Raw genomic sequence first — 21,187 nt, 5'->3', positions numbered from 1 at the left:
TCGGTCTCAAGCTTCGAGGGCATGAAACAACCGAAGCACAAATCATGAAATTGAATAAAAAATGAGCTTAACTCGAGGCCGGTTCTAATTTGACCGTCTCATTTCGAAATGCTCCCTCAGTGGGAGCAAAAAGATTTTTTCAGTCTTGTTAAAAACTCATCAAACCAAACCGGTGTCCGATAAGCGAGAAGGAAGTACTTACAGATATTTGCGACAGCCTGAACGTTTTAACGAGATGGGTATAGGATGACAACAAAGTTAATTTTTGGATCTTTTGCAGCTTTAGCGATGTCCACTTTCATTTCAGGCTGCAGTCTCAACGCTGAACTGATGGAGCCGTCCAAAGTCGTCCAAGCCCCTTCCTCCGTCCGTCTGCCCGCCGTCGGCGCCCCGGATCTTTCATTTGGTGGGTCCGGGTTTGTTCAGCACAAGATCAATATGGCTGTGGATCTCTCAAGCTCCATCAACAATCTGGTGGTGGATGCCTCGGGTAAAATCTATCTTGCGGGCACAACGAACTATCAACTTGAAATTATGTCGATGAATGCTGATGGTTCCGTGAACACCTCGTTTGGTTCGCAAGGCTATTTCCGTTCAAGAACGCCGACCTATGGTGAAGATTCACAAATGGTTCTTTTCAATCAAAGCGGTGTGGATTACATACAATTGGTCAGTACCTACATTGACTATACAACTTTTGGCAACCGACTGCTGGTTTCCCGCCTGACTTCACAAGGCTCGGCTGTAAATTCCTTCGGCACAAATGGCGAAGTTAACATCGCAATGCCGGACAATACCGTACTAAAAAATATTCTTCGCCACTCGGATGGCAGCTTTTCCATCGTGTTTATGTATGACAGATGGCCATCCCAAATCCGCATCCTGAAACTGACAGCAAACGGGGCTGTGGACGCCAGCTACGGCGACAATGGGCAGGCGATTCATATGGAATCTCCGGATGATCACGACTATCTGGCTTCAACCGTGGACAGTTCTGGTCGTGTCGTCGTTCTGGCCCGCGATCTTACTGGCGATTATATCAATAAAATCTGGAGAACCACAACCACCGGACTGGCGGACACGTCATTCAATACGACAGGCATGGTCACTTTGAACTCGGTGACCCCTCAGGCGTTCGTTACTATTGTGACTGACACCAGCAACCGCATTTTAATTGCTGGAGATCGAACCAATGCCACCAAAGCCGTCGCCTATCGCTTTACCGAGGCCGGAGCTTTGGATACAGCGGGCTTTAATTCACCGAACGGTTTCGTACAATATGAAGGCAGTGCGGACCGCACGTTCGTCTCTGCGGCGACCCTGGGTGCTGCAGGCTCTTACCGTTTGCTGGGGCAACGAACTTCGAAATTTGAAGAGTGGTCGATTTCATCTGCCGGAGTTATCACTCTGGCGTCGAACCCGGCAACACAGGCTTCACTGACTCTGCCCGCACAGTATGAGCAAAACACACCATACATTCACTCAATCACAGTTTCTGCAACCAACGAGATCTATGTTCTGCGACGAAGCGACGCCACCATCTATTTTGGCGACCTTCGATCACATACAGACTCACTGATTCACAAGATTCTGCCTAACGGACAACCTGATCCAAGCTTCAATTCCGGTACCTTGCGCATCCTTAATGACCGCCCGATCAGGGAGGTCGCATCTTTCAAGGGACTGACAACCACGGATTCGGCAGGAAACATCTATGCCATCAATGACCTGGAACTTGGTTATGATGGCATTGGAATCTCTATTCATCGCTACAAACCCAACGGGCAACTGGATTCAAGCTATGGTACGGGTGGATATGTACTTGTTCCTGATGTGAAAGCTCTTTATGCACAGATAACCAGCACCGGAAAGCTGCTGATGCGAACCAAGAAATTTACCAGCGGTTCAGGCTGGAGCAGTGGTTTCTTACAACTCACACCTTCCGGCGCGTTCGATAACGACTTTGGCACTGCGGGCGCACGCTTCCTTTCTTTACCCGCGGACCACTTCATAATGTATCCTGGAACAGACCAGAAATACCCGATGACGATCACCAAGTCCGGAGACATCCTGACCATGGTCGTATTCCGCGACGACAATTTGGGCCAGGACTATATTGCGATTTGGAAAGTGGATGCTTCTGGAAACACTGTCACGACTTTCGGAGCCCAGGGCCTGCTGCAGCTTCCCGCTGCAGATGTCTGGAGTGTTTCCCGTCTGATCGAAACCGAGGGTGATTACTTGTACCTTCAAAGTGACATTCGAGACAATGACTGGAAACCGCACGTGGCATTGGCTCGTGTTTCGTTGTCCACCGGCCTCGTCGACACCGCTTTCGGCGGCAGCACGATGTGGAAGAATCTGGACATTGCTGGTGGTACGGACACTTTCCAAAACACCGAACTTGGCGCCGTGGATTCAAAAAACCGTTTGATCGTGGCTGCTTACTATATCACCCCGGACAGCATTCATGGTGATCCGAACAGAATGCTCGTACAGCGTTTTAATTTGGACGGTTCACCCGACACGAGCTTCAATGCTGGCAACCCTTGGGAATTTGAGGCAGATCCAACGATCACCAGCGAAATTTTCGCCTCTATTTCGACAGACATTGATGACAAAGTATTTATTGGAACAAACAGGTCATTGATAGATCCCACCGTGGTCAGGGTCAATACAGTGACTGCATTGAAGGAAAATGGCGAACTGGATACATCCTTCGGGACCGGCGGCACCTACAACCTGACTCCACTGATCAACAGTTCAGACACCTCCGCCGCCATTGTTGGCCAGAGCTGGACGCCCAGCGGAAAGCTGGTGATTTCTGTCAACGGATACGAGCACCCTTCCACCGGCAGATCCTGGGACATGTTGCTGACCTTAAAATAGGCTGCCGTGTGGCGACCTAGGGCAGCGTTCGCGACTGAACGTAGGTTTGTCGGTCAGCGCCAGACGAATAAAAATGCAAGGTCTTTTGTTTCAAGACAACGGACTTGATAGACTTCGATTCGCGCAATGACGGCAGTGTGTAGGTATTCTTCAGCACGATCGGGTTCTGGCTGTAGTCAAACTCGAAAACCTTCAAGTTCCGGGTGGTGTTCTGGTAAGTCAGAACAAGATGGTTCTTTTCATCCAAAGCATACGGCGGAACCAGGTGTTCAACATCCACAGGAAGTTGCACCTGCACGAACTGCCCGCTGCTGTCGAACTTGAAAATATCGATGCTGTTATTCGTAACAAATCCATACTGCGAAGAATTCGCCAGCTTCAGCCCCCCGGGAAAAACTGCCGGCCAGATACGACTGAAAATCGACGTGGCTTGTTTGGTTTTCCAATTGTAGGTCAAAGTTTCCATATTACGGATGTTCGGTCCGTCATTTTGGGTGATGAAAAAGAAGTCCTCAAATTTTGAAAAGACGATCTTCACAACAGATGAATTGTAGCCAGTGCCCATTGGCAGAAAAGCAATAGATTCAACAGTATTCTGCCCATACCGATAGTCAAAAACGTAATAATTGGATCCGCGGGCACTGACTTGGTCCAAAAAGAAAGCCAGACGGATTTTGTCATTCACGTATTTCACCTGATTCAACCCCAGACGGCCCGGAAACAAAGTCGAGCTGATCAGTTTCAGATCATTTTTGTCATAAACCAGAACTCCCCGCCCGTCTGCCGCAGTGGTTTCCAAAAGAAACACTGGTGAATCACTCATCGAAAAAATCTGACGGAAAGAACCCCGTTTTTCCGTCGCAGCGTCGTACAAAACTTCAACCGTGGAGGGTGCCGAAGGACGAATGAATTGAAGTGCTGAATGGCTTTTATGCCAGAACACCAGATTATTGCCAATGCTATCAACGACAAAGTCCCCGGAATTGTCCTGAACGCCTTTGGCAAAGGTTCGGGCAAATAGAAGCGAACATTGACGAGACATCACATCAACCCTGAAAAGCGCCGCATGCCCTTCTTTATCGTGTTTGCCCCGAGTGGCAGCACTGCTGAACAGATAAATATTATTTCCAATGACGGCCGGGGAACCCAAAGTGCCAACAGTGCTGGGATGAGTTTTATCCAACCCCGCAAGAGAGCAGATCAGCTGATCTTGAATAAAGGCCTCACCATTTTTTTCCACACGAAAAACTTTGTCAGAATCAATAATCGTGGATTTTGCCGAAGCCAGACTGGAACACAACAAAAAGGCCAAAAACAAACCAGAAAATTTCATCGAAAAACCTCTCTCATCCATGTTTCTACAAGGACTATCAACCGGGAAAAATGGCGTCAATTTCCACCATCAACCCGGCTGCCAGAGAACGTTCCGACAACAACCGCAGTTGGCTCACCTGCTCCGCCTGAAAAAATCGGAATCATTGCTTGTGGCGCTCGGGATGAGCGCCACAGATTCAATGGCCGAGCAAGCTGCGATCGACTTTCACAACCACACCTGCATTTGCTTTGCCACTGACGTACGCCACCAGAGTCGCCAGCAATGAAACCCCCAATGCCGTCCAAGCCGTCGTTATCAGATTTCCGTTGTCGATCGCAACTCCGCCTGCCCAGGCGCCAATTGCATTGCCCAGATTGAAGGCCGCAATATTAAGAGCGGACACCAGGGTTGGCGCTTCTGCCGCATGTTCCAATGCACGCATTTGCAGTGGCGGGACCGTCGCAAAACCGGCAAAGCCCAGCAGAGTGACCAAAACCAAGGCTGCCAGTTTATAGCCCATCAAAAAGGTGAATCCGAACAAAACCAAAGACAACAACATCAGTGTTCCAACCAAAGTTCTGTTCAGATGTTTATCCGCCCATTTGCCACCGACGATATTTCCAACGACCAAGCCCGCACCAAACAGCAGCAGGATCGGAGAAACCGACGCCATTTCAAATCCCGACACATCCGTCAGTATCGGCGCAATATAAGTGAATACGGCGAAAACCCCTGCAAAGCCAAAGACCGTCAACAGCAGGCTCAACAAAACCTGCGGCTTCATCACGACGCTGATTTCTTTAGCCATGCCAGCCGAATCCCCTGTTTCTTTTGTTGCAGGAACAAAGAAAATCAACGCCGCCATTGCCAAAGGTCCCACGGCTGTCACTGCCCAAAAAGTCGCATGCCATCCATAGTTTTGACCAAGCCACGTGCCAAAGGGAACCCCCAAGACGTTAGCAAGGGTTAAGCCCGTGAACATCAAAGCAATCGCCGTGGCCTTTTGATTTGGTTTTACAAGACTGGTCGCAAGCACCGACCCGATCCCAAAAAATGTTCCGTGCGCAAAGGATGTCAAAACCCGTGCGATCATCAAAATCGTATAATTCGGCGCCAAGGCACAAATCAGATTCCCCACAGTAAAGATCGCCATCAGAATCACCAGAGCACGCTTCTTCGGCCACTTCGCCGAAAGCAGCGACAGCACCGGCGCCCCGATCGCCACGCCCAGCGCATAGCCACTGACCAGCAGTCCCGCCGACGAAAGGCTCACACCCAGGTCCTTGGCCATCTGGGGCAACAGGCCCATAATCACAAATTCAGTCGTTCCAATTCCAAACGCCCCGATCATCAGCGCGTATATTGCTAAAGGCATTTTAGCCTCCTTGTATAACCACCAATCTAACAGGATTGTGGTTGCTCATTTAGTCACGAATAGGCAAAATATATTTGATTTGGAGTCAACAATGAAAACGACCCTGGACGAGCTGCAAACCTTTATAACGATTGTGGATACAGGCTCTATCAGCGCTGCGGCTGAAGAACTGAATCAAACCCCGTCCGGGATCAGCCGCACCCTTGCAAGGCTTGAAAAAAAGCTGCGCGTGACTTTGCTAAGAAGAACCACGCGTAAGCTGGATCTGACTGCGGAAGGTGAAAGATTCCTGCAAAGTTCCCGGGAAGTCATTCAGGCCCTGGAAAACGCCGAAGAATCTGTGGGTTCCAAAAGCACACCTTCCGGAGTTCTGCGGATTGATTCAGCGTCACCGTTTATTTTGCATTCGGTTGTGCCTTACCTGAATGAGTTCCACAAACTGTATCCGGAAGTGCAAGTGGAGCTGTTTAACAGTGAACGCAATATTGATCTGATTGAAAACCGCATCGACGTCGCCATCCGCTTGGGTGAACTTGCCGACTCGTCCCTTCACGCGGTGAGCCTGGGACAAAGCAAACGAAGAGTTCTGGCCAGCCCACAATACCTGAAAGCCTATGGCACCCCAAAAAGTGTCGAAGACCTGCAGAATCATGTCCTTATTGGTTTTACGGACCCACAAAAGCTGAACCACTGGCCACTTAAATACAACGGTGGCACCCGCTATCCGATCAAAGCAAAGTTCAGCGCCTCCAGCGGAGAAACAATTCTTCGCATGGTCAAAAGCGGCCTGGGCATCGCCTGCCTTGGCGACTTTATGACAATCCCCGAACGCGAAAGCGGCGACTTGGTCCAAGTCCTGCCCGGAGCCGCCATCGAACAAAAAGAACAAATACACGCCATCTACTACAAAAACGCGCAGCTCTCTTTACGAGCCGACGTCTTCATAAAATTCCTAAAATCAAAACTAAAAAACGCCCTATAGATACTAGAAATTTACGATGAAAGAAAGTCGACAAAGCAAGCCGAATCTCAAAGAGCGAAGGATGGTGCAGTCGGCAGTCGTGCCCGCGCCAAAATGCGCCAGTGGCGCATTTTGGTGAGGAGCATGCGCGAGGCTCTTGCCGCGAAGGCGGCAAATGTCGAGCGCATAGGAAATGCGCGCTCGATGCGCGCATTTCCGCGTCCTGCCGGAGCAAGCAACATCAAACGAAGCAATATTAAAAGGAAAAAAGAAAAGAAGAATGGTGCAGTCGGCAGGACTCGAACCTGCAACCCCTTGGTTCGAAGTCTCTGGTACATTGATCGCTGGTGACAACGATTGAATACGCCTGACGTACTAAAGATCCGTCTTTTCAAACACTTAGTTCCCTCTGAACGCATTCAAGGCTATTCAACTGCTGTCTTCAAGTTTCGACTTTTTGGCCCCTCTATGGCCCCTCAAGTCTTTTAGAAGACAAAAAAGTCAAATAGTTGAGAGGAAGCAATATGCCAGCGGTTCTTTTGAATGCAAAAATGGTAGATGGAATTAAGCCACCCACCGACAAAAAGGTTATCGAGTATTTCGACGATAAGGTCAGAGGCCTTTGCCTAAGAGTTTATTCTAGCGGAACTAAAACATGGACTCTTCGCATTAAGCATGGCGGAGACAAGAAGAGACTTACGCTTGGAGATGCCGGGATCCTACCATTGGCCGATGCGAGAACAAAGGCGAGAGAGCTTCTTCTTGCGCATATCAAGGGCGAAGATATCATCAATCCGCCAGCCCCCACATTGAGCTTCCGGGAACTGGCAATGGAATACATCGATAAGCACTCCAAGCCCAATAAACGCTCCTGGAAGGAGGATGCCCGCAAATACAACGTCGATCTTGACCCGATCTTTGGCAATGTACTTGTAGATCAAATCACACGACGCGACATTATCAAGTACCTAGATGGACTTGTGAAAAATGGATTCACAATCAAAGTTAATCGAAATCACGGTCTTATCCGTGAAATCCTTAATTTTGGTGTCGATCGTGAATATCTAACGGCATCGCCAGCAGCAGGTATTAAAAAGAGGGTCAAAGAGATCTCACGGGATCGCGTTCTTAGTGACGAAGAGATCAAGAAAGTATGGCTTGCTATCGGAAAAATGAAATCCCCTTCCAAAGAATTCTTTCAAATGTACTTCATGACGGGCCAAAGAGCGTCAGAGGTAAAACAGTTCCTTAAAGCCCAAATTAACCTAGAACGCCTGACTATTGGAGTCCCAAAAGAGGTTTCAAAGAACAAACGCCATCATGTAATTCCAATAACACAGGAAATGTTACCACTCATTAACCATGCCCACTCGAACTTCAGAGAGTCTAAGTGGCTTTTTCCAAGCACCGTGGTATTCCGCAGAGACAAAACTACCGGCGACTTCCATATTTCAAACATTCAGAAAGCTATTCAAAGGCTCCGTAAGACCTCTGGAGTAGACTTCAATGGTCATGACTTTAGAAGAACTATGGCAACTTGGCTAGCCGCATCGGGTGTAGAACGTATGACAATCTCTAAACTACTAAATCATTCAGATAAATCAATTACGGCAGTTTACGATCGGTACTCTTATGACAACGAGAAACGGCTTGCCCTTGAAAAGTGGACGTCTTTTTTAGCACAGATCAAAAATACATAATCCGCAAAAGCTTCCTCGCCAGAAGTCCTATCAAACGAAACACCGACCTTCCGTCAGCCATTTAGAAAAGAGCAATGCCACTAGTCCAATTTTTCCATAAAAACACTATTTTTAGTTTACCTAATGAATATGATACTGGAACATTCATGGTTAATGCAGATGATGGTCGCTTTAAAGCCTTTGCATCACGATTATGCTTCTGCGGGAAGTACTAAATAAAAAACATCATTCGGATATTAGTGAAATATTAAAGGAAAGTATGACTCCACACGATAGTAACAAGCCAGCTATCCCCGCAACACGAAATCTCTCAATTGACACATTCTCCGAGAATTTATCCAACTACCTAACAGATTTAGGTCTTCCCGCCACCGGAATCTTAGTTCCCGTAAATGAAAGAATGAAGGTAATAAAAAATCTACCCGATATTTCGGCCGATCTCACACCAGAGCAACGAGATCGTGCGATGTACATTTCTAAGTTCGTTGCTGCTTGCGCGGCCGGTCTATTTGATGCAGCACTTAACTTTCTGTGGAATGAAACGGTCACTAACCTCCGTCATAAAGTCGAAAAATTTGATCTGGAATACTTTTTCGACAGTGCCATCAGCGACCCAAAGAAAAGACCACGCTTTAAGATCGCCGATGACCTTAAGGAATTAGACGATTGGGAACTGGTCAAAGGATGCCTTACCACTGGAATCATTACTGACCTAGGGTACAAGCACCTAGACTATATACGCACTATGAGAAACCATGCTAGCGCTGCGCACCCAAATCACAATCAACTAACAGGTCTGCAAGTTGTCTCCTGGTTAGAAACTTGCCAAAAGGAAGTTCTTTCAAGAGAGCCAGAAGGAGCTGTCGTCGAAGTTCGACGACTTCTCTCTAATATACGATCTCAGTCTTTCGTTCCGGCAGATATCCCACAAATCGAATCCGCGGTAGTGAGACTGCCAAACGACCTTGTTTCTTCTCTGGCGAGAACTCTCTTTGGGATGTTCTCAGATCCAAGCATTCCTTCTTCAGTCAGAAACAATATATATCTAGTTACTCCGTGCGTTTGGAAGCGTTCGACAGATGAATCAAAAAAAGCAAATGGCCTATACTATGCGACTCTGGCGGCAAATGGGGACATCCCCAAAAAGCAGAATGTGTATGCGCTTCTAAGTGCAGTAGATGGCCTTTCATTCTTACCTGAAGACAGCAAGGCCGTAGACCTTCAGATGCTGCTACAAAGCCTTTGGCAAGCTCATCATGGATACAACAACTTCGCAAATGAAGGGGCCCCAGCGGCACACATCCAAAAGTATATTCCTCCAAATGGAGATATCCCTCCCTCTATTGAATACCAATACATTAAAACTATTGCGATGTGCCGCATGGGCAACGGATATGGGGTTTCATGGTCTGCAAAAAACACCTACGATGACCTTATCGGTCGGTTTAGCTCCCGCCAGGTTGCCATTCTATTAATGTTATTCACGAAAGATGTCGAATTCCAGACCCATCTTCAGTTCAATTTAAATGCGAAGAACTTCATGGAAATAATCACATTAATTAAAAATTCAAACTCTGATCCCAAAATAACTCCGTTGCTCAACAGAATTCTGTCTCTAGCTCCAATAGATATGAGACCCCTATCAGGAGACTCTACTTTCCAAACTGACGTAGAGGATCTCTACTTAAAAACAAAATAGATCTTTAGGGCTGCATCTAATTAAAAGATGCAGCCCTAATCTAAATGACTACAATTTGAATCTGCGCATTTTTTGCTTTGAACATCTTATTCCCTAAAATCCATCCACGTATCTCGCTTTCACATGGAAATACAATTATATGTGGTATGCCATGCTTGAAGTAGTCAATATCTTCTCGTGATGGCCTCCGCAAATGCCTTGGGTGCGGATGAGAATGTCCTTCTGCTAGCACCACTAATTCTTTTTTTGAAATAGCAGTTAGAACTTCACTTCTTTGCTTCCTATCCCATACATAGCGATGCCTCGTCGTTTGCGACGCATTCTTAATTCTAAACACGGACACTATGCAGTCATTTCTACCTGCGCAGATGAATCCCACCTCATTATAAGACATCGACCAAGCCAACAGCTGTAAATAACACTTTTCCTTGATTTTAATAGTCTTAGCTACATCTGAGCTATGGCTTGCTTTAGGCACTTAACTGCATCCTCCATGACAAGTTTGATCTGGGCGTGATTCTTAAGCTTGTTACGACGCCGCAGTAATATGATCTCGGAAGTCTGATCATTCAGCTCTTCCAACCTTGTGACATAAAGGCGGTCATTGGAGACTTCAATTCTTCTTCTTGCGATGCGCCTCTGAGGGCGCGACAGATGAGAAGCATCTTTAACTGTCAGTGTGTCGATAGTCTTTCTTGTTCCATCTATCTTCACAGCTTGTCCAACCATGAGACGCGCCACCTCACGGCTCGGTTGACCACTAGCAAGTAGATAGAGCACCGATACCTTGCTGCCTAGAACTGCCTTGGTCTGATGATCTTTGAATCGAGTATGCAAGTTGATAAGTCTTGACGCCTGAATTTCGCTGAGTCCAATACTCTTTATGGCCTTTTGAAACTCTTGTCGGCAAAGTAGCTCACGCAGCCTTTGCAAATGGCCGCCAACCCCGATGAGAGACTTTAGTGATTTCTTATATGACAGTCTAATTTTGTCGATTAGAGCTTTCGCCTCCTGGTTTACGAACGAGGAACGAACGCTGGTACTACGCTGCTTTTGGCTCATACAGACTCCATTTGTGTTAGTTCTATGGTATTGCGTGACCACGTGACCAACGAAGCAAATGCGTCGCAAAACAACCACTTAACTATATGATATTATATGGTTTTTTTTGCGTTTTTTAACCATTGAAACACCACGTAATGCATAATAAAATGATGTTGTGTTTGCGTGACTGCGTGATGACTACCAAATTGGTAACGAATAACAGAGCTTGATTCTGTTCCTGACCCCGATTTTATTTGGACACCCAACCCAGGGGGTCTTTATGGAAACAACGTCTAACAGACGGAAAGTATTTACACAGGAAAAGAAGCAATTAATCATCAAAGAGCACAATTCCCAGGGAATTTCTATCCCAGTGCTTGCCAGGAAATACGGGGTTCATGCTATCACTCTTTATAGTTGGAAGAGGCAAATGAACCACAAAAAAGACGAATCCCCAATCAGTGCGGAATACATTCAAAAGTTGATCGAAGAAAACGACAAACTCAAGGCTGAGAATCAGAATCTCAAAGCTAAAGTTGGCGATTTGACGATCAAGAATGACATCTTAAAAGATGGCCTGGAGATCGTTCAAAAAAAAGCGATATTAAAAGCACTTCAACCGCCAAAGAAGTCAAAGCGCTTAATCGGTATGAAGTAAGTCAGATCGCAGAAGTTTTCGAAATCAGCCGAAGTTCAATTTATTACGAACCAGTTTCTCAGGAGGAAATTGGCATGCCTCGCCATTACCAAAAATCAGACGATCAAATAATTTTAGAAGAAATCAAAGCCGTTATTGCAATTAGAGCCACCTATGGCTACCGCCGGGTGACAACGATGGTGAATCGCCAAAGATCCCTTGATGGTCGCAATAAGATCAATCGCAAGCGTGTTCAAAGAATCATGCGCATGAATGGTCTTTCATTGCCACAAACAATGCCACAGCCAAAAAGGCCACATACGGGAGTTGTTATGACTATGTTCCCGAATCTGCGTTGGTGTTCAGATGGCATGGAAATCCGCTGTTTTAACGGCGACAAAGTTTTCGTGGCGTTTGCTTTGGATTGTTGTGATCGCGAAGCATTTGCTTACGTCGCTAGGACTGAGCCGCTATCAGCTACCGACATAGAGGAATTGATGGTTAAAGCTGTTGAAGCGAGATTTGGTGAGTCATTGAGATGTCCTCGCGAAATTCAGTGGTTGTCAGATCGAGGGTCAATTTACCGTGCGAAGTCCGTGAAGGATCTTGGCAAAGAGTTAAATCTGAATTGCTGTTACACCAGAGCCTACAGCCCAGAATCCAACGGCATGGCTGAAGCATTCGTTAAAACAATCAAAAGGGATTACGTTTATCAGGCTGACTGTGACAGCGCAGAGACGGTTCTCAAGCTTTTGCCGCAGTGGTTTGCAGATTATAACAATATTGCTCCGCACTCAGCACTTGGCATGAAGAGCCCGGTCGAGTACAAAGGGTCCGTGAACTTTTAAACCGTGTCCAAAAAATCGGGGTTCACTCCAATTCTTCCGATTCAACTCCACGAACAAATGTCTGCACTTTTTCTACTTATCAATTTTAACAACTTATCCGACTTATATAGAAATTGAGTATTTCGCAGAACTATACAGTGCGCGAAGCAGAACCATTTCTTCAGGAGACTACATGTCCTCAGATGTCAATAAATCCATTTCCAACAAAGCCAGATACGGAGATTTCGCACACGAGACCATATCTGCGAAACAGCGCCCTTATGTTAGCAATGCAACTGACCAACTCATTAAGGTGATCGCGAAGGAAGTGAATCGGCACAAGCTAACTTACGAGCAGCTTAAAAGAGTCTTCCGCGAAGTCAGGACTCGGTGTCACCTGGAAACTCCGAAACAAGGAACTAAACTCATCGAGCTTCCCTCAGATGCGGACCTTGAGAAATTCTTTTCGACAATTCCCGATCCCGTACACAAGCTGATATTCCAATTCCTTCTAGGAACAGGGTTGAGAATTTCTGAGCTTTGCACCCTTGAGGTTAGAAGAATTGATTTCCCCCAGAATACGGCCTTTATAAAAGAGGGCAAAGGCAACAAAGACAGAGTCATTGTTTTTGGAAACAACCTAAAGTCAAAGATTGAGCTTTACTTGGCCGGGCGTAATAACAGATACCTTTTCGAGTCCTCCCTACAAACGAAATATACTCCTCGCAGAATACAGCAACTCGCCGTTCAATATAGCAAAACATCTTCCGTCAAAATTCATCCCCATTTACTAAGACACCTGTACGCTACGAAGCTCGCAGAAGCTGGACTATCGGAAGATCAAAGAGCCCCGATTCAACTCCACGAACAAATGTCTGCACTTTTTCTACTTATCAATTTTAACAACTTATCCGACTTATATAGAAATTGAGTATTTCGCAGAACTATACAGTGCGCGAAGCAGAACCATTTCTTCAGGAGACTACATGTCCTCAGATGTCAATAAATCCATTTCCAACAAAGCCAGATACGGAGATTTCGCACACGAGACCATATCTGCGAAACAGCGCCCTTATGTTAGCAATGCAACTGACCAACTCATTAAGGTGATCGCGAAGGAAGTGAATCGGCACAAGCTAACTTACGAGCAGCTTAAAAGAGTCTTCCGCGAAGTCAGGACTCGGTGTCACCTGGAAACTCCGAAACAAGGAACTAAACTCATCGAGCTTCCCTCAGATGCGGACCTTGAGAAATTCTTTTCGACAATTCCCGATCCCGTACACAAGCTGATATTCCAATTCCTTCTAGGAACAGGGTTGAGAATTTCTGAGCTTTGCACCCTTGAGGTTAGAAGAATTGATTTCCCCCAGAATACGGCCTTTATAAAAGAGGGCAAAGGCAACAAAGACAGAGTCATTGTTTTTGGAAACAACCTAAAGTCAAAGATTGAGCTTTACTTGGCCGGGCGTAATAACAGATACCTTTTCGAGTCCTCCCTACAAACGAAATATACTCCTCGCAGAATACAGCAACTCGCCGTTCAATATAGCAAAACATCTTCCGTCAAAATTCATCCCCATTTACTAAGACACCTGTACGCTACGAAGCTCGCAGAAGCTGGACTATCGGAAGATCAAAGAGCCATTTTATGCGGTCACTCAAAGAACTCTAATGCACAACAAATCTATACCCACCTATCTTTGGCAGGAGTGAAAAATCAAGCCATTGAAGCACTAGATAAAATTTAAAAGGAGAGCCAATGAAAGCAATGTCCAAAGTAAACTGGGAAGATCCCCTGACCTTTAGATACATTAGCAAAGGGGACCGAGTTAAGGTAAGCACAGAGAACGGAATTATCACAGACTTTATCTTGCAGGAAGTCGTCAATGACGGGCTCTACCTAGTACCCCCAAGCCTCTTTAAACAAGATCGAACGTCCATACAAGCCTCTGTAATACTAGCCAGCACCATGACCCTAAGGTCTTTCAAAATTAAACGAAACGAGAGCGTCACAGTCACAAGGAAAGATGGGAAATCAGTGAGTCTAATCGTGGATTCAATTCCGAACGGCAACTCGCTAATCCTAAGAGATCCCAAGTTAAAGTCTTCATTTAGCATTAAGCAACTACTGCAGCATCTACTTAGATAACCAACCAATTTATTCCTTAGTGCTGTAAAGGAAAGGCTTCCACATACCAATGTTAGCTGCTGCTGTTACCGAGTAGTCCGCTGAGTGCAATACTGTTAGCTCCGGACTCTGGAAGCTCACGCGATCTACCATCAACAACTGCACAAAAGTCGCTGGAATGTTTTCTGTTTTGTAAGACCCTCTAGCGATAAAAGTACAAGACTGACCCGGTTCCAACTCTACGTACACTTCCATGTCTGCAAGTGTGGAAGAACCTTCAAAAGATTCCATTGCATTCAAATGCGTAGCTGAACCCGACTTCTCAAAACCTTGAGTCGCACAAGTACCCAGACCACGAATACCAGCTGCACGGAAACCCGATGACGCAAAACCACTAATGTTAGTTACTTTGATTTCTTTACCACAGTCAGGAATGATACCTTCGCAAACTTTCCCTTCAGTTGGACCTGAAGTATTAATCCACAAGTCAGTTACGTTTGAGTTAACAACCTCTAGCTGAAGTTTACCTCTATTGATGAAATAGATCTGACCCAAGTTTCTCTGAAGTGCTTGCACACCATTTCTCTTGTAGTACAAAGTCTCGCTAGTCTCTGTGAACTCGTGAATACCATTTGGACCGAACACTGGATGCACTGGAAGTTTGTCGAACTTACAAAGTAACTCTACAGAACCCGGATCCCCATAAGCTGGGATAGTACCTACTATATGACAAACACGACCCGAAGCCGTTTCGATAGAATCTGTCTGTGCATTGAAAACAGTAGTACCCGTACGCATAACCAACACTGTTTCCTCATTCGCATAACCAATGATAGTAGGATTCAATGTAGATATATGTAGATAGTAGTTAGATCCGAACGGTCTGGTATATGCGTGAAAGTTTTCGTCAAAAACTGAACCGTTCAATGAAGTACCTGGTACGTTTGGTTCTGTGCTGCCGTTGTCATCCGTACCCGATGTCGGTGGTTTCAATGGTACGATTTCTGCGCTACCTCCACCGCCTGCTGACAAACAACCCTGCAAAAGAAGGGTAAGCACTGGCACCAATAGCATATTTAGGCGCATATTCATGTTGGACCTCCCAAATCAATAACTAGTTTATCGGCCCCTCGTCTGAAGTCTAAAGTCGACCGAGTGAAAGGCTGTGCATGATTCAGAAGTATGTGTGGGAAAATCTCAAGATATAAACGTGAGTTATGGGGCTAGTGCCTCTCGCCGAGGCATTAATAGTTATTGTGCGCACCATTCCGGACAGCCCTTACTTACCGTAGATACAGCTTTTTGCGACTCTGGCATTAAGTGACTCCTCAGTCACTTCTTTCATTTGCCAATATCCATCCATATTCTCTACAGCGCAGACAGAGTTACTTGGAGCAGATCCAGTTAAAGCGCGATACTTCTTACTTTGACTCAAGAGCTCGTCCTCACCAGCCATTATAGACGCAGTCAATCCTCGTACTCGTCGAGCATCAGTATAGCCAGACCGTTGAGCCAGAGTCTTTTCCCGATCTAAATGCTCTTTCGCCGTTAAGATATAAAGATATGCCTTACAGTAGCTCTGAAGCGCTCTTGCGCTTTGACACTCCGCTGAGCGCTCCATTTTATCAGATTTCTCGCGATCAACCTCTTTTTGCTTCTGAAGTTCAGCTAACTTTTTGCTTTCCTCCTGCTCCAAAAGAGTCCGTCTTCGCTCGGCATCCTTTTGCCGAACTGCTTGTGCCTTCTCATCCTTTATTCTCTGTGCGTGAGCCTTTTTTTCATCTTCCTGCTTTCGACGATCTTGCTCCAGCTTCTCATTAGTAGCAACTCGGGCAGCCTCACCAGCCCCAACAAGATCCTCAATCTCAAGATAGCACGTACATCCTTCTGCATATTTGGCTGCGCTGGCAGCAGAAGAGTCATACACATTACCATTGAACGGATGACTGTCTCGCTTATAGGATGAAAACTGGAAAAACCAGCTATAAATGGCACTATCATTATTAATATCAGCATGACATTTTGAGTATTCGGCGCAGGAGGTAATCCGCGCATCTTTTTTGTCCTTCTTCTCTTGATAAGATGCAATATTCTTGCGAATAACCTCTTCATTCTTGGATATCATCAGGGCGCCAGTTAAGCCGGAACGTCTACATTTTTCCAAGAACCCAAGAGCCCATTTAGCCTTCGCCATGCTTTCTTCATTGACGATGCTCAATCCAATTTGATCGGCGCTTGACAATGATGCGTTTGCGCTAAAATCTTTGATGCATTCGGCTCTATCAGCATAAGCAGTCGAATAGACAAAAAGAACACCAATGCCCAGCAAGATCCAACGTGATAGGTTCATTCAAGCTCTCCTGCATCTCTGTTATTTTTCTTTCTTGGCACTAGTCGATCAATACGAATTCTAGCATACCCATCAAAGTAGGGAACAGATTGAAACAACTCGGAAACAGTACGACCGTTGCCAGCCTCTTCTTCCCCAGTAAGTAGCCATGAGAACGAGCAGTCTACGTTGTCTGCAAGCCTTTTGACCGCCTTCAAATCATTAGGAGCGGCCCCACGCACCCACGAGTCAATCACAGAAGGAGCAACTCCAATGGCCTTAGCAATTTGCCTTCGACTGATTCCTTTTTCATCAAGAACTGACTGCAAACGATTGCCCCAATGCTCATCATTGGACTCATTTAATCTTCTTTTTTCTGACTTCATTGTTTGCCTGCTCACTCGTCACCAACCTGCAAACATATTTTTATGTTCTAAGTACTGCGATGCAAGCAGTGAGTTCTGGTCCAGCCTGAAGTATCACGTGGCACGTACAAATCTACGCACCCAGCAAAGGCGGCTCCATTCTGCAAACTAGGCTGAAAATGCACGCCTATCTACGCCTTTTAAAGTGAATGCCCAACATATTGTTCGAGACTTTCAACAAGGCAATTCAAAACTCATAGTGGCTTTGGAAGCTCAACTGTTCTTGATTCATAAAGAATCCGTCGCTTTCCAAATAGACGATAGAAAAGTCTATCAAAGAAGTCCGTACGATAATGTGGTGTAAGAATAATAACACTAGGGCATCGCAGCGTTCCGTGGACAGGACATGCATTTAGAAAGATCAAAACTTCTTCCTTCTTGGAGCCGGTAAAATCCCCCTTGGCAATTACAAACAACTGCGAACTCCAAAGCCATTTTGTACATACTTCAAGGTATCCAGCATCCCTATCAATAATCTTAGCCGATCTCTTCAATAGTTGACCAAGCAAAGTTTTCGTAGATCCCTCATCAGATTCCATAAAAATATTTGCAGGAAGTCGGCTTGGATATTTAAAGACCTCATCAACCTCTCTTGAAAAGGCTCCATCACTCTTACTGGCCCCTGAGAGAGCATGCAAAATTCTTGCAGGAATATCGAAAGTGTATAGGCCGGCCTTAAATTCTGCGTTACAGGATGCCTCATATCCTTCGGCACTATATTTCAGATAATCATTTATAGTTCTCACCTGTACTTGATTCTCTTCCCTTCTAAGGAAAAAGTCGTCAACCATTTCCGTTTGAAAAATAACGGGAATATCAAGTGCGCTTGCGCCAGCCAACTCAGGATATAAAGGACTATTTGGCGGAATTCTAACTCTATCGAACTCGCGAAAAAGCTCTTTAAAGTCTTCTTTGGAAATGAGCCCTTGATCGAGAACGACTTGCATCGAACCAATTACTTTTGCTGCATTTAAATTTGCTGCGATCTCATTGGCTCGACGAATAACCTCATTCTTTAAAGCAGCAGCCTTTGCCAAATAAATGCTCGCATTGGGAAGTTCATGATAGTATTTAGTTTTATTACAAGGGGCACACGCGATTGAATAGTTATCTAAGCTATCAAAATCAAACGATTCAGATAAATTCAACTCAGCTCTTTTTAAAATCTCAAGTGCGGCCGCCGAAACTGAACTTAAAGGAACGATATGCTCCACATGATATTCTTTTTCCGTCGGATGACTACAATATGCGCACTTCTTAGCCCACAACTCCCAAAGTGCCATCCTTATTTCTGGAGAAATTTTCTTTCGACGACGTCGATCCACAGCAAGCTCCTAGCAACAGATTTCCTATGAAGTTCAGACCCCAATTAACAAATTTGGTGATGGAATCCGTGACCCTGTAGAATATCACGAATTCCACGCTCGAAAACGAATTTCTTTCTCAATTCCATCGCCTAAGTATTGCCAATATCTTTAGTGGTTACACCATTTCCTCAGCCAACTCGCCCATCTTGCCCTCAAAAAAAGGTGCATCGTTCTTTTGCCATTCCTAAATTTTAGAGGCATAAGAATTACTTCAAAATCCCTTTTAAAATTTCCATTTTTATCCAGATTTTTTCTCGCTTGAGTAAACCCTAAGGCAAGTACATCTTCTTGAAATCTTACAAATTTTTCTAGATGCCTCTTGTGCTCTGATCGAAGAAGAAAGGTATTATATATTTTGATACGATCCAAGAGATTAGTATCTTCAATTTTGGCCAGGTCAGATAGTCTATATATCCCCTTCGCAATAAGATTCTTCTTTCTAATCTGGAACTCCATTTTGATTTCTTCGACGCGATCGCTTCTCATCCATGCCGGCTTTGCACCTTCCGTGTATACTGAGGTACGGACTCCTTGCCCGTTAGAGTGAAATCCCGTAATTCCACCTCCACCCAAGTCCGTCTTATCTCCGGTGTATCTCGACTTCCTTCTGTTCCACTTTAAATGAGTCGTATAAATTAGAAAGTTTGCAGGAACCTCATGACAGTTCAAAGCAAAACCAATATCCACCCTATTAATTTGATGGCTCTCCTTCTCAAAAAAGTCTGAAATCAGGGAAGAAAGAAATACTTCCAAGTCGCCGTAACTAGTCATTGCAAACCGTATAGTCATAGCGATCTTATACTTCCATTTAGACTCATTTAAGCAATCTACATACAAACTAAACTCTACTCCTTGAATCGAGATCAGTCTCAATCCTTTCTTGTATCCACTTCTTGGTGTCCTTTTATAGAGTTTTTGACACTTCTCTACAAAAGTTTGATTTAGCTTATTGAAATGCACTTCTAAAGTATCAATAAAACATTCAACTTTAATATCTTGTCTTTTATGGATAACCCTAAGCTCGGGAGACTGACGGTAAAACATACGTGTTACGTGAGTTTTAATGTACTTCTTACTCATACCAGGCTCTCTTGAGATTGATCTTTAGCCTTTTCTAGGCCCATACATTGTTCTTTTTGTTCAATTCTCTTCACCTTAAGAGTCGCCAACACTTCCTGAATATCGCTAGCAGTATCGGGAGAGATCACACCAACTTTTCCAATGTCGTCGTTTAGAGACGCAAGCAGAGAAGATATTCTGTCCATTGCAGCGTCCGCAGCAATCCACAAAGAATGCACTTTTCTCTTAAGCTGCTTTTCCTTCAGGTCTCTATCTCCAAAGCCAAAAATTTCTTCCCTTATTACCCTCAACTCTTCTCTAAGTCTTTTCGTTCGATAAAGGTCAACAGTTCCTTTTTTTCCTTCATTTACTAGAATTTTGATGAACCTCTTTTTTTGAGGCGTCTCTCTAATTTTTTCTACCTCGCGCATAATATGTACGTATGAGTCCGCCGGTATCGATCTTGGGCATGCTCTTCCCGCAGAAACCGCAAACCTAAACATTTGCATTGAGATCTCTAGATGACGCCTTCTGTTTGATACAAATTTAGCCAACACCTCGCCCTCTGCCATTACGGGTCTAAGCCAGTGTTGGCCCACAGTTTCCCAAAACGATTTGCCTAAGATTTCTTGAAGGGCACTTGCAATGCGCCCTATTTCGATGCGCGACTGGGTATCAACAGTCGTCAGTAAATATCGACCTTGATAAAGCAAGCTCTTGATTCTTTCAGCGGTTTCGTCATTAAATCCGGGAAGACCATTTCTATTTGCGATGGCACCACCGCGAACAACTTTCCAGCGTTGTACGTTATCCATTTGCATTTCGGCCTCCGGAGCGGTTGTTTCTTTGTGCAACATCACGACCATAGGGCAAAGAAGCCATATCCGATTCGGTAAGACTTCTACTTTCTGTTTCCACGAACTTACTTTGAATCCAGCGCTCGACGTCCTGCTCAGAGTATCCAAACCTCCCAGGCGATATCTTCGCTCTAGGAACGAATTTTCCCGCTCGCTCCATTCTTAAAATTGTCGATTTAGAAACACCAATTCTTTGTGCCACAATTGCAATACATATGATTTTTACACTCATACATTCTCCTTTGCAGCTTATTCACAGTTTTGTAAAAATCGATTTTCAATATTGGACCACTTAAAAACACATTTTTTCTGGACTACTTAAAAACACAGGCTTGAAAAAAAGAAGTGCTCAGGATAAAAGTCAGGAATGAAAGATATGACACGTTTTTGGGGGTCCCCAAAAATTGCTTTGCAGTTCAAAAAGTTTTCCACGCGCTATCAGGACACGCCAAAGCTCGAACGATTTTTACTGCTCGCACGCGGTTGGAGTAATGGCACAAATGTAGAATGCCCGTATTGTAGTAGCCGCAGGTGTAATCAAGATAAGAAAAGTGCATTAAGGTGGAGATGCGCAT

General features: G+C 45.1%; 19 protein-coding genes. 8 read left to right on the top strand and 11 right to left on the bottom strand.

All coding sequences use genetic code 11. The annotated features are described in order from the left end of the window. Nucleotides 1-246 precede the first annotated feature (246 nt). Nucleotides 247-2,889 (top strand): hypothetical protein, encoded by a 2,643-nt coding sequence (locus BDT_RS06105; protein ID WP_041577233.1) that lies wholly within the window; start codon nt 247-249, stop codon nt 2,887-2,889. 16 nt (nt 2,890-2,905) lie between these two features. On the opposite strand, the gene BDT_RS06100 is transcribed toward BDT_RS06105, so the two are convergent. Together BDT_RS06100 and BDT_RS06095 are read right to left on the bottom strand one after the other, a co-directional pair. Then, entirely contained in the window at nt 2,906-4,222 is a 1,317-nt protein-coding gene (locus BDT_RS06100) for a hypothetical protein (RefSeq protein WP_015090365.1), read from the bottom strand. 178 nt (nt 4,223-4,400) lie between these two features. Then, a complete protein-coding gene (locus BDT_RS06095) occupies nt 4,401-5,579 on the bottom strand; it encodes an MFS transporter (RefSeq protein ID WP_041577230.1) in 1,179 nt (392 codons plus the stop codon). A gap of 91 nt (nt 5,580-5,670) precedes the next feature. Between BDT_RS06095 and BDT_RS06090 the strand changes: the two genes are divergently transcribed. From BDT_RS06090 to BDT_RS06075, 3 genes are all read left to right on the top strand, one after another. Continuing rightward, nucleotides 5,671-6,561, top strand: coding sequence for a LysR family transcriptional regulator (locus BDT_RS06090; RefSeq protein WP_015090363.1), 891 nt, complete (start codon nt 5,671-5,673; stop codon nt 6,559-6,561). 503 nt (nt 6,562-7,064) lie between these two features. Then, a complete protein-coding gene (locus tag BDT_RS06080) occupies nt 7,065-8,240 on the top strand; it encodes a tyrosine-type recombinase/integrase (RefSeq protein WP_015090362.1) in 1,176 nt (391 codons plus the stop codon). 259 nt (nt 8,241-8,499) lie between these two features. Then, a complete protein-coding gene (locus BDT_RS06075) occupies nt 8,500-9,939 on the top strand; it encodes a hypothetical protein (protein ID WP_051026276.1) in 1,440 nt (479 codons plus the stop codon). Nucleotides 9,940-9,979: 40 nt separating this feature from the next. Here the strand turns inward: BDT_RS06075 and BDT_RS19535 are convergent, their stop codons facing one another. Together BDT_RS19535 and BDT_RS06065 are read right to left on the bottom strand one after the other, a co-directional pair. Further along, on the bottom strand, nt 9,980-10,333 hold the full coding sequence (locus BDT_RS19535) for a Mov34/MPN/PAD-1 family protein (RefSeq protein ID WP_041577226.1): 354 nt from the start codon (nt 10,331-10,333) through the stop codon (nt 9,980-9,982). A gap of 53 nt (nt 10,334-10,386) precedes the next feature. Then, the gene (locus tag BDT_RS06065) at nt 10,387-11,001 is read right to left on the bottom strand and encodes a hypothetical protein (protein WP_041577223.1); all 615 of its coding nucleotides are present in this window, start codon (nt 10,999-11,001) and stop codon (nt 10,387-10,389) included. Between the two features lie 262 nt (nt 11,002-11,263). Here BDT_RS06065 and BDT_RS06060 point away from each other — a divergent pair, with 262 nt between their 5' ends. The 4 genes from BDT_RS06060 to BDT_RS06045 all read left to right on the top strand — a co-directional run bounded on the left by BDT_RS06060 (nt 11,264) and on the right by BDT_RS06045 (nt 14,195). Next, on the top strand, nt 11,264-11,641 hold the full coding sequence (locus BDT_RS06060) for a transposase (RefSeq protein ID WP_041577221.1): 378 nt from the start codon (nt 11,264-11,266) through the stop codon (nt 11,639-11,641). Beyond that, entirely contained in the window at nt 11,587-12,468 is an 882-nt protein-coding gene (locus BDT_RS06055; protein WP_148278732.1) for an IS3 family transposase, read from the top strand. The genes BDT_RS06060 and BDT_RS06055 overlap by 55 nt, the downstream gene beginning before the upstream one ends. Before the next feature lie 172 nt (nt 12,469-12,640). Then, nucleotides 12,641-13,378, top strand: coding sequence for a tyrosine-type recombinase/integrase (locus tag BDT_RS06050; RefSeq protein ID WP_015090358.1), 738 nt, complete (start codon nt 12,641-12,643; stop codon nt 13,376-13,378). 55 nt (nt 13,379-13,433) lie between these two features. Then, the gene (locus BDT_RS06045; protein WP_015090357.1) at nt 13,434-14,195 is read left to right on the top strand and encodes a tyrosine-type recombinase/integrase; all 762 of its coding nucleotides are present in this window, start codon (nt 13,434-13,436) and stop codon (nt 14,193-14,195) included. Nucleotides 14,196-14,605: 410 nt separating this feature from the next. Here the strand turns inward: BDT_RS06045 and BDT_RS06035 are convergent, their stop codons facing one another. The 7 genes from BDT_RS06035 to BDT_RS06005 form a co-directional block, all read right to left on the bottom strand. Continuing rightward, nucleotides 14,606-15,667, bottom strand: a complete 1,062-nt coding sequence (locus BDT_RS06035; protein WP_015090356.1) for a hypothetical protein — start codon at nt 15,665-15,667, stop codon at nt 14,606-14,608. Between the two features lie 187 nt (nt 15,668-15,854). Beyond that, nucleotides 15,855-16,925 carry a hypothetical protein gene (locus BDT_RS06030; protein ID WP_015090355.1) on the bottom strand — a complete coding sequence of 357 codons (1,071 nt, stop codon included), beginning with the start codon at nt 16,923-16,925 and terminating at the stop codon, nt 15,855-15,857. Then, nucleotides 16,922-17,290, bottom strand: coding sequence for a helix-turn-helix domain-containing protein (locus BDT_RS06025; RefSeq protein ID WP_041577215.1), 369 nt, complete (start codon nt 17,288-17,290; stop codon nt 16,922-16,924). Before BDT_RS06025 ends, BDT_RS06030 begins: the two co-directional genes overlap by 4 nt. Before the next feature lie 233 nt (nt 17,291-17,523). Continuing rightward, on the bottom strand, nt 17,524-18,654 hold the full coding sequence (locus BDT_RS06020; protein ID WP_015090354.1) for an HNH endonuclease: 1,131 nt from the start codon (nt 18,652-18,654) through the stop codon (nt 17,524-17,526). Between the two features lie 150 nt (nt 18,655-18,804). Continuing rightward, nucleotides 18,805-19,776 (bottom strand): hypothetical protein, encoded by a 972-nt coding sequence (locus BDT_RS06015; protein WP_015090353.1) that lies wholly within the window; start codon nt 19,774-19,776, stop codon nt 18,805-18,807. Then, nucleotides 19,773-20,576: a hypothetical protein gene (locus tag BDT_RS06010; RefSeq protein ID WP_041577213.1), complete on the bottom strand. Its 804-nt coding sequence runs from the start codon at nt 20,574-20,576 to the stop codon at nt 19,773-19,775. The genes BDT_RS06015 and BDT_RS06010 overlap by 4 nt, the downstream gene beginning before the upstream one ends. Beyond that, nucleotides 20,563-20,844, bottom strand: a complete 282-nt coding sequence (locus BDT_RS06005; RefSeq protein WP_041577211.1) for a helix-turn-helix transcriptional regulator — start codon at nt 20,842-20,844, stop codon at nt 20,563-20,565. Before BDT_RS06005 ends, BDT_RS06010 begins: the two co-directional genes overlap by 14 nt. Nucleotides 20,845-21,187 lie beyond the last annotated feature (343 nt).

The organism is Bdellovibrio bacteriovorus str. Tiberius (assembly GCF_000317895.1).
Taxonomy (GTDB): Bacteria; Bdellovibrionota; Bdellovibrionia; order Bdellovibrionales; family Bdellovibrionaceae; genus Bdellovibrio; species Bdellovibrio bacteriovorus_F.
Note: the sequence above shows the minus strand (reverse complement) of the source record. Positions and strands in the feature narration are given on the sequence as shown.

What these genes read in the sequence shown, in the direction of transcription:
- BDT_RS06095 (WP_041577230.1), bottom strand. Translation starts at nt 5,579, where the DNA reads ATGCCTTTAGCAATATACGCGCTGATGATCGGGGCGTTTGGAATTGGA.
- BDT_RS06060 (WP_041577221.1), top strand. Translation starts at nt 11,264, where the DNA reads ATGGAAACAACGTCTAACAGACGGAAAGTATTTACACAGGAAAAGAAG.
- BDT_RS06045 (WP_015090357.1), top strand. Translation starts at nt 13,434, where the DNA reads ATGTCCTCAGATGTCAATAAATCCATTTCCAACAAAGCCAGATACGGA.
- BDT_RS06030 (WP_015090355.1), bottom strand. Translation starts at nt 16,925, where the DNA reads ATGAACCTATCACGTTGGATCTTGCTGGGCATTGGTGTTCTTTTTGTC.
- BDT_RS06035 (WP_015090356.1), bottom strand. Translation starts at nt 15,667, where the DNA reads ATGAATATGCGCCTAAATATGCTATTGGTGCCAGTGCTTACCCTTCTT.
- BDT_RS06050 (WP_015090358.1), top strand. Translation starts at nt 12,641, where the DNA reads ATGTCCTCAGATGTCAATAAATCCATTTCCAACAAAGCCAGATACGGA.
- BDT_RS06100 (WP_015090365.1), bottom strand. Translation starts at nt 4,222, where the DNA reads ATGAAATTTTCTGGTTTGTTTTTGGCCTTTTTGTTGTGTTCCAGTCTG.
- BDT_RS06025 (WP_041577215.1), bottom strand. Translation starts at nt 17,290, where the DNA reads ATGAAGTCAGAAAAAAGAAGATTAAATGAGTCCAATGATGAGCATTGG.
- BDT_RS06080 (WP_015090362.1), top strand. Translation starts at nt 7,065, where the DNA reads ATGCCAGCGGTTCTTTTGAATGCAAAAATGGTAGATGGAATTAAGCCA.
- BDT_RS06005 (WP_041577211.1), bottom strand. Translation starts at nt 20,844, where the DNA reads ATGAGTGTAAAAATCATATGTATTGCAATTGTGGCACAAAGAATTGGT.
- BDT_RS06065 (WP_041577223.1), bottom strand. Translation starts at nt 11,001, where the DNA reads ATGAGCCAAAAGCAGCGTAGTACCAGCGTTCGTTCCTCGTTCGTAAAC.
- BDT_RS19535 (WP_041577226.1), bottom strand. Translation starts at nt 10,333, where the DNA reads ATGTCTTATAATGAGGTGGGATTCATCTGCGCAGGTAGAAATGACTGC.
- BDT_RS06010 (WP_041577213.1), bottom strand. Translation starts at nt 20,576, where the DNA reads ATGCAAATGGATAACGTACAACGCTGGAAAGTTGTTCGCGGTGGTGCC.
- BDT_RS06105 (WP_041577233.1), top strand. Translation starts at nt 247, where the DNA reads ATGACAACAAAGTTAATTTTTGGATCTTTTGCAGCTTTAGCGATGTCC.
- BDT_RS06075 (WP_051026276.1), top strand. Translation starts at nt 8,500, where the DNA reads ATGACTCCACACGATAGTAACAAGCCAGCTATCCCCGCAACACGAAAT.
- BDT_RS06015 (WP_015090353.1), bottom strand. Translation starts at nt 19,776, where the DNA reads ATGAGTAAGAAGTACATTAAAACTCACGTAACACGTATGTTTTACCGT.
- BDT_RS06090 (WP_015090363.1), top strand. Translation starts at nt 5,671, where the DNA reads ATGAAAACGACCCTGGACGAGCTGCAAACCTTTATAACGATTGTGGAT.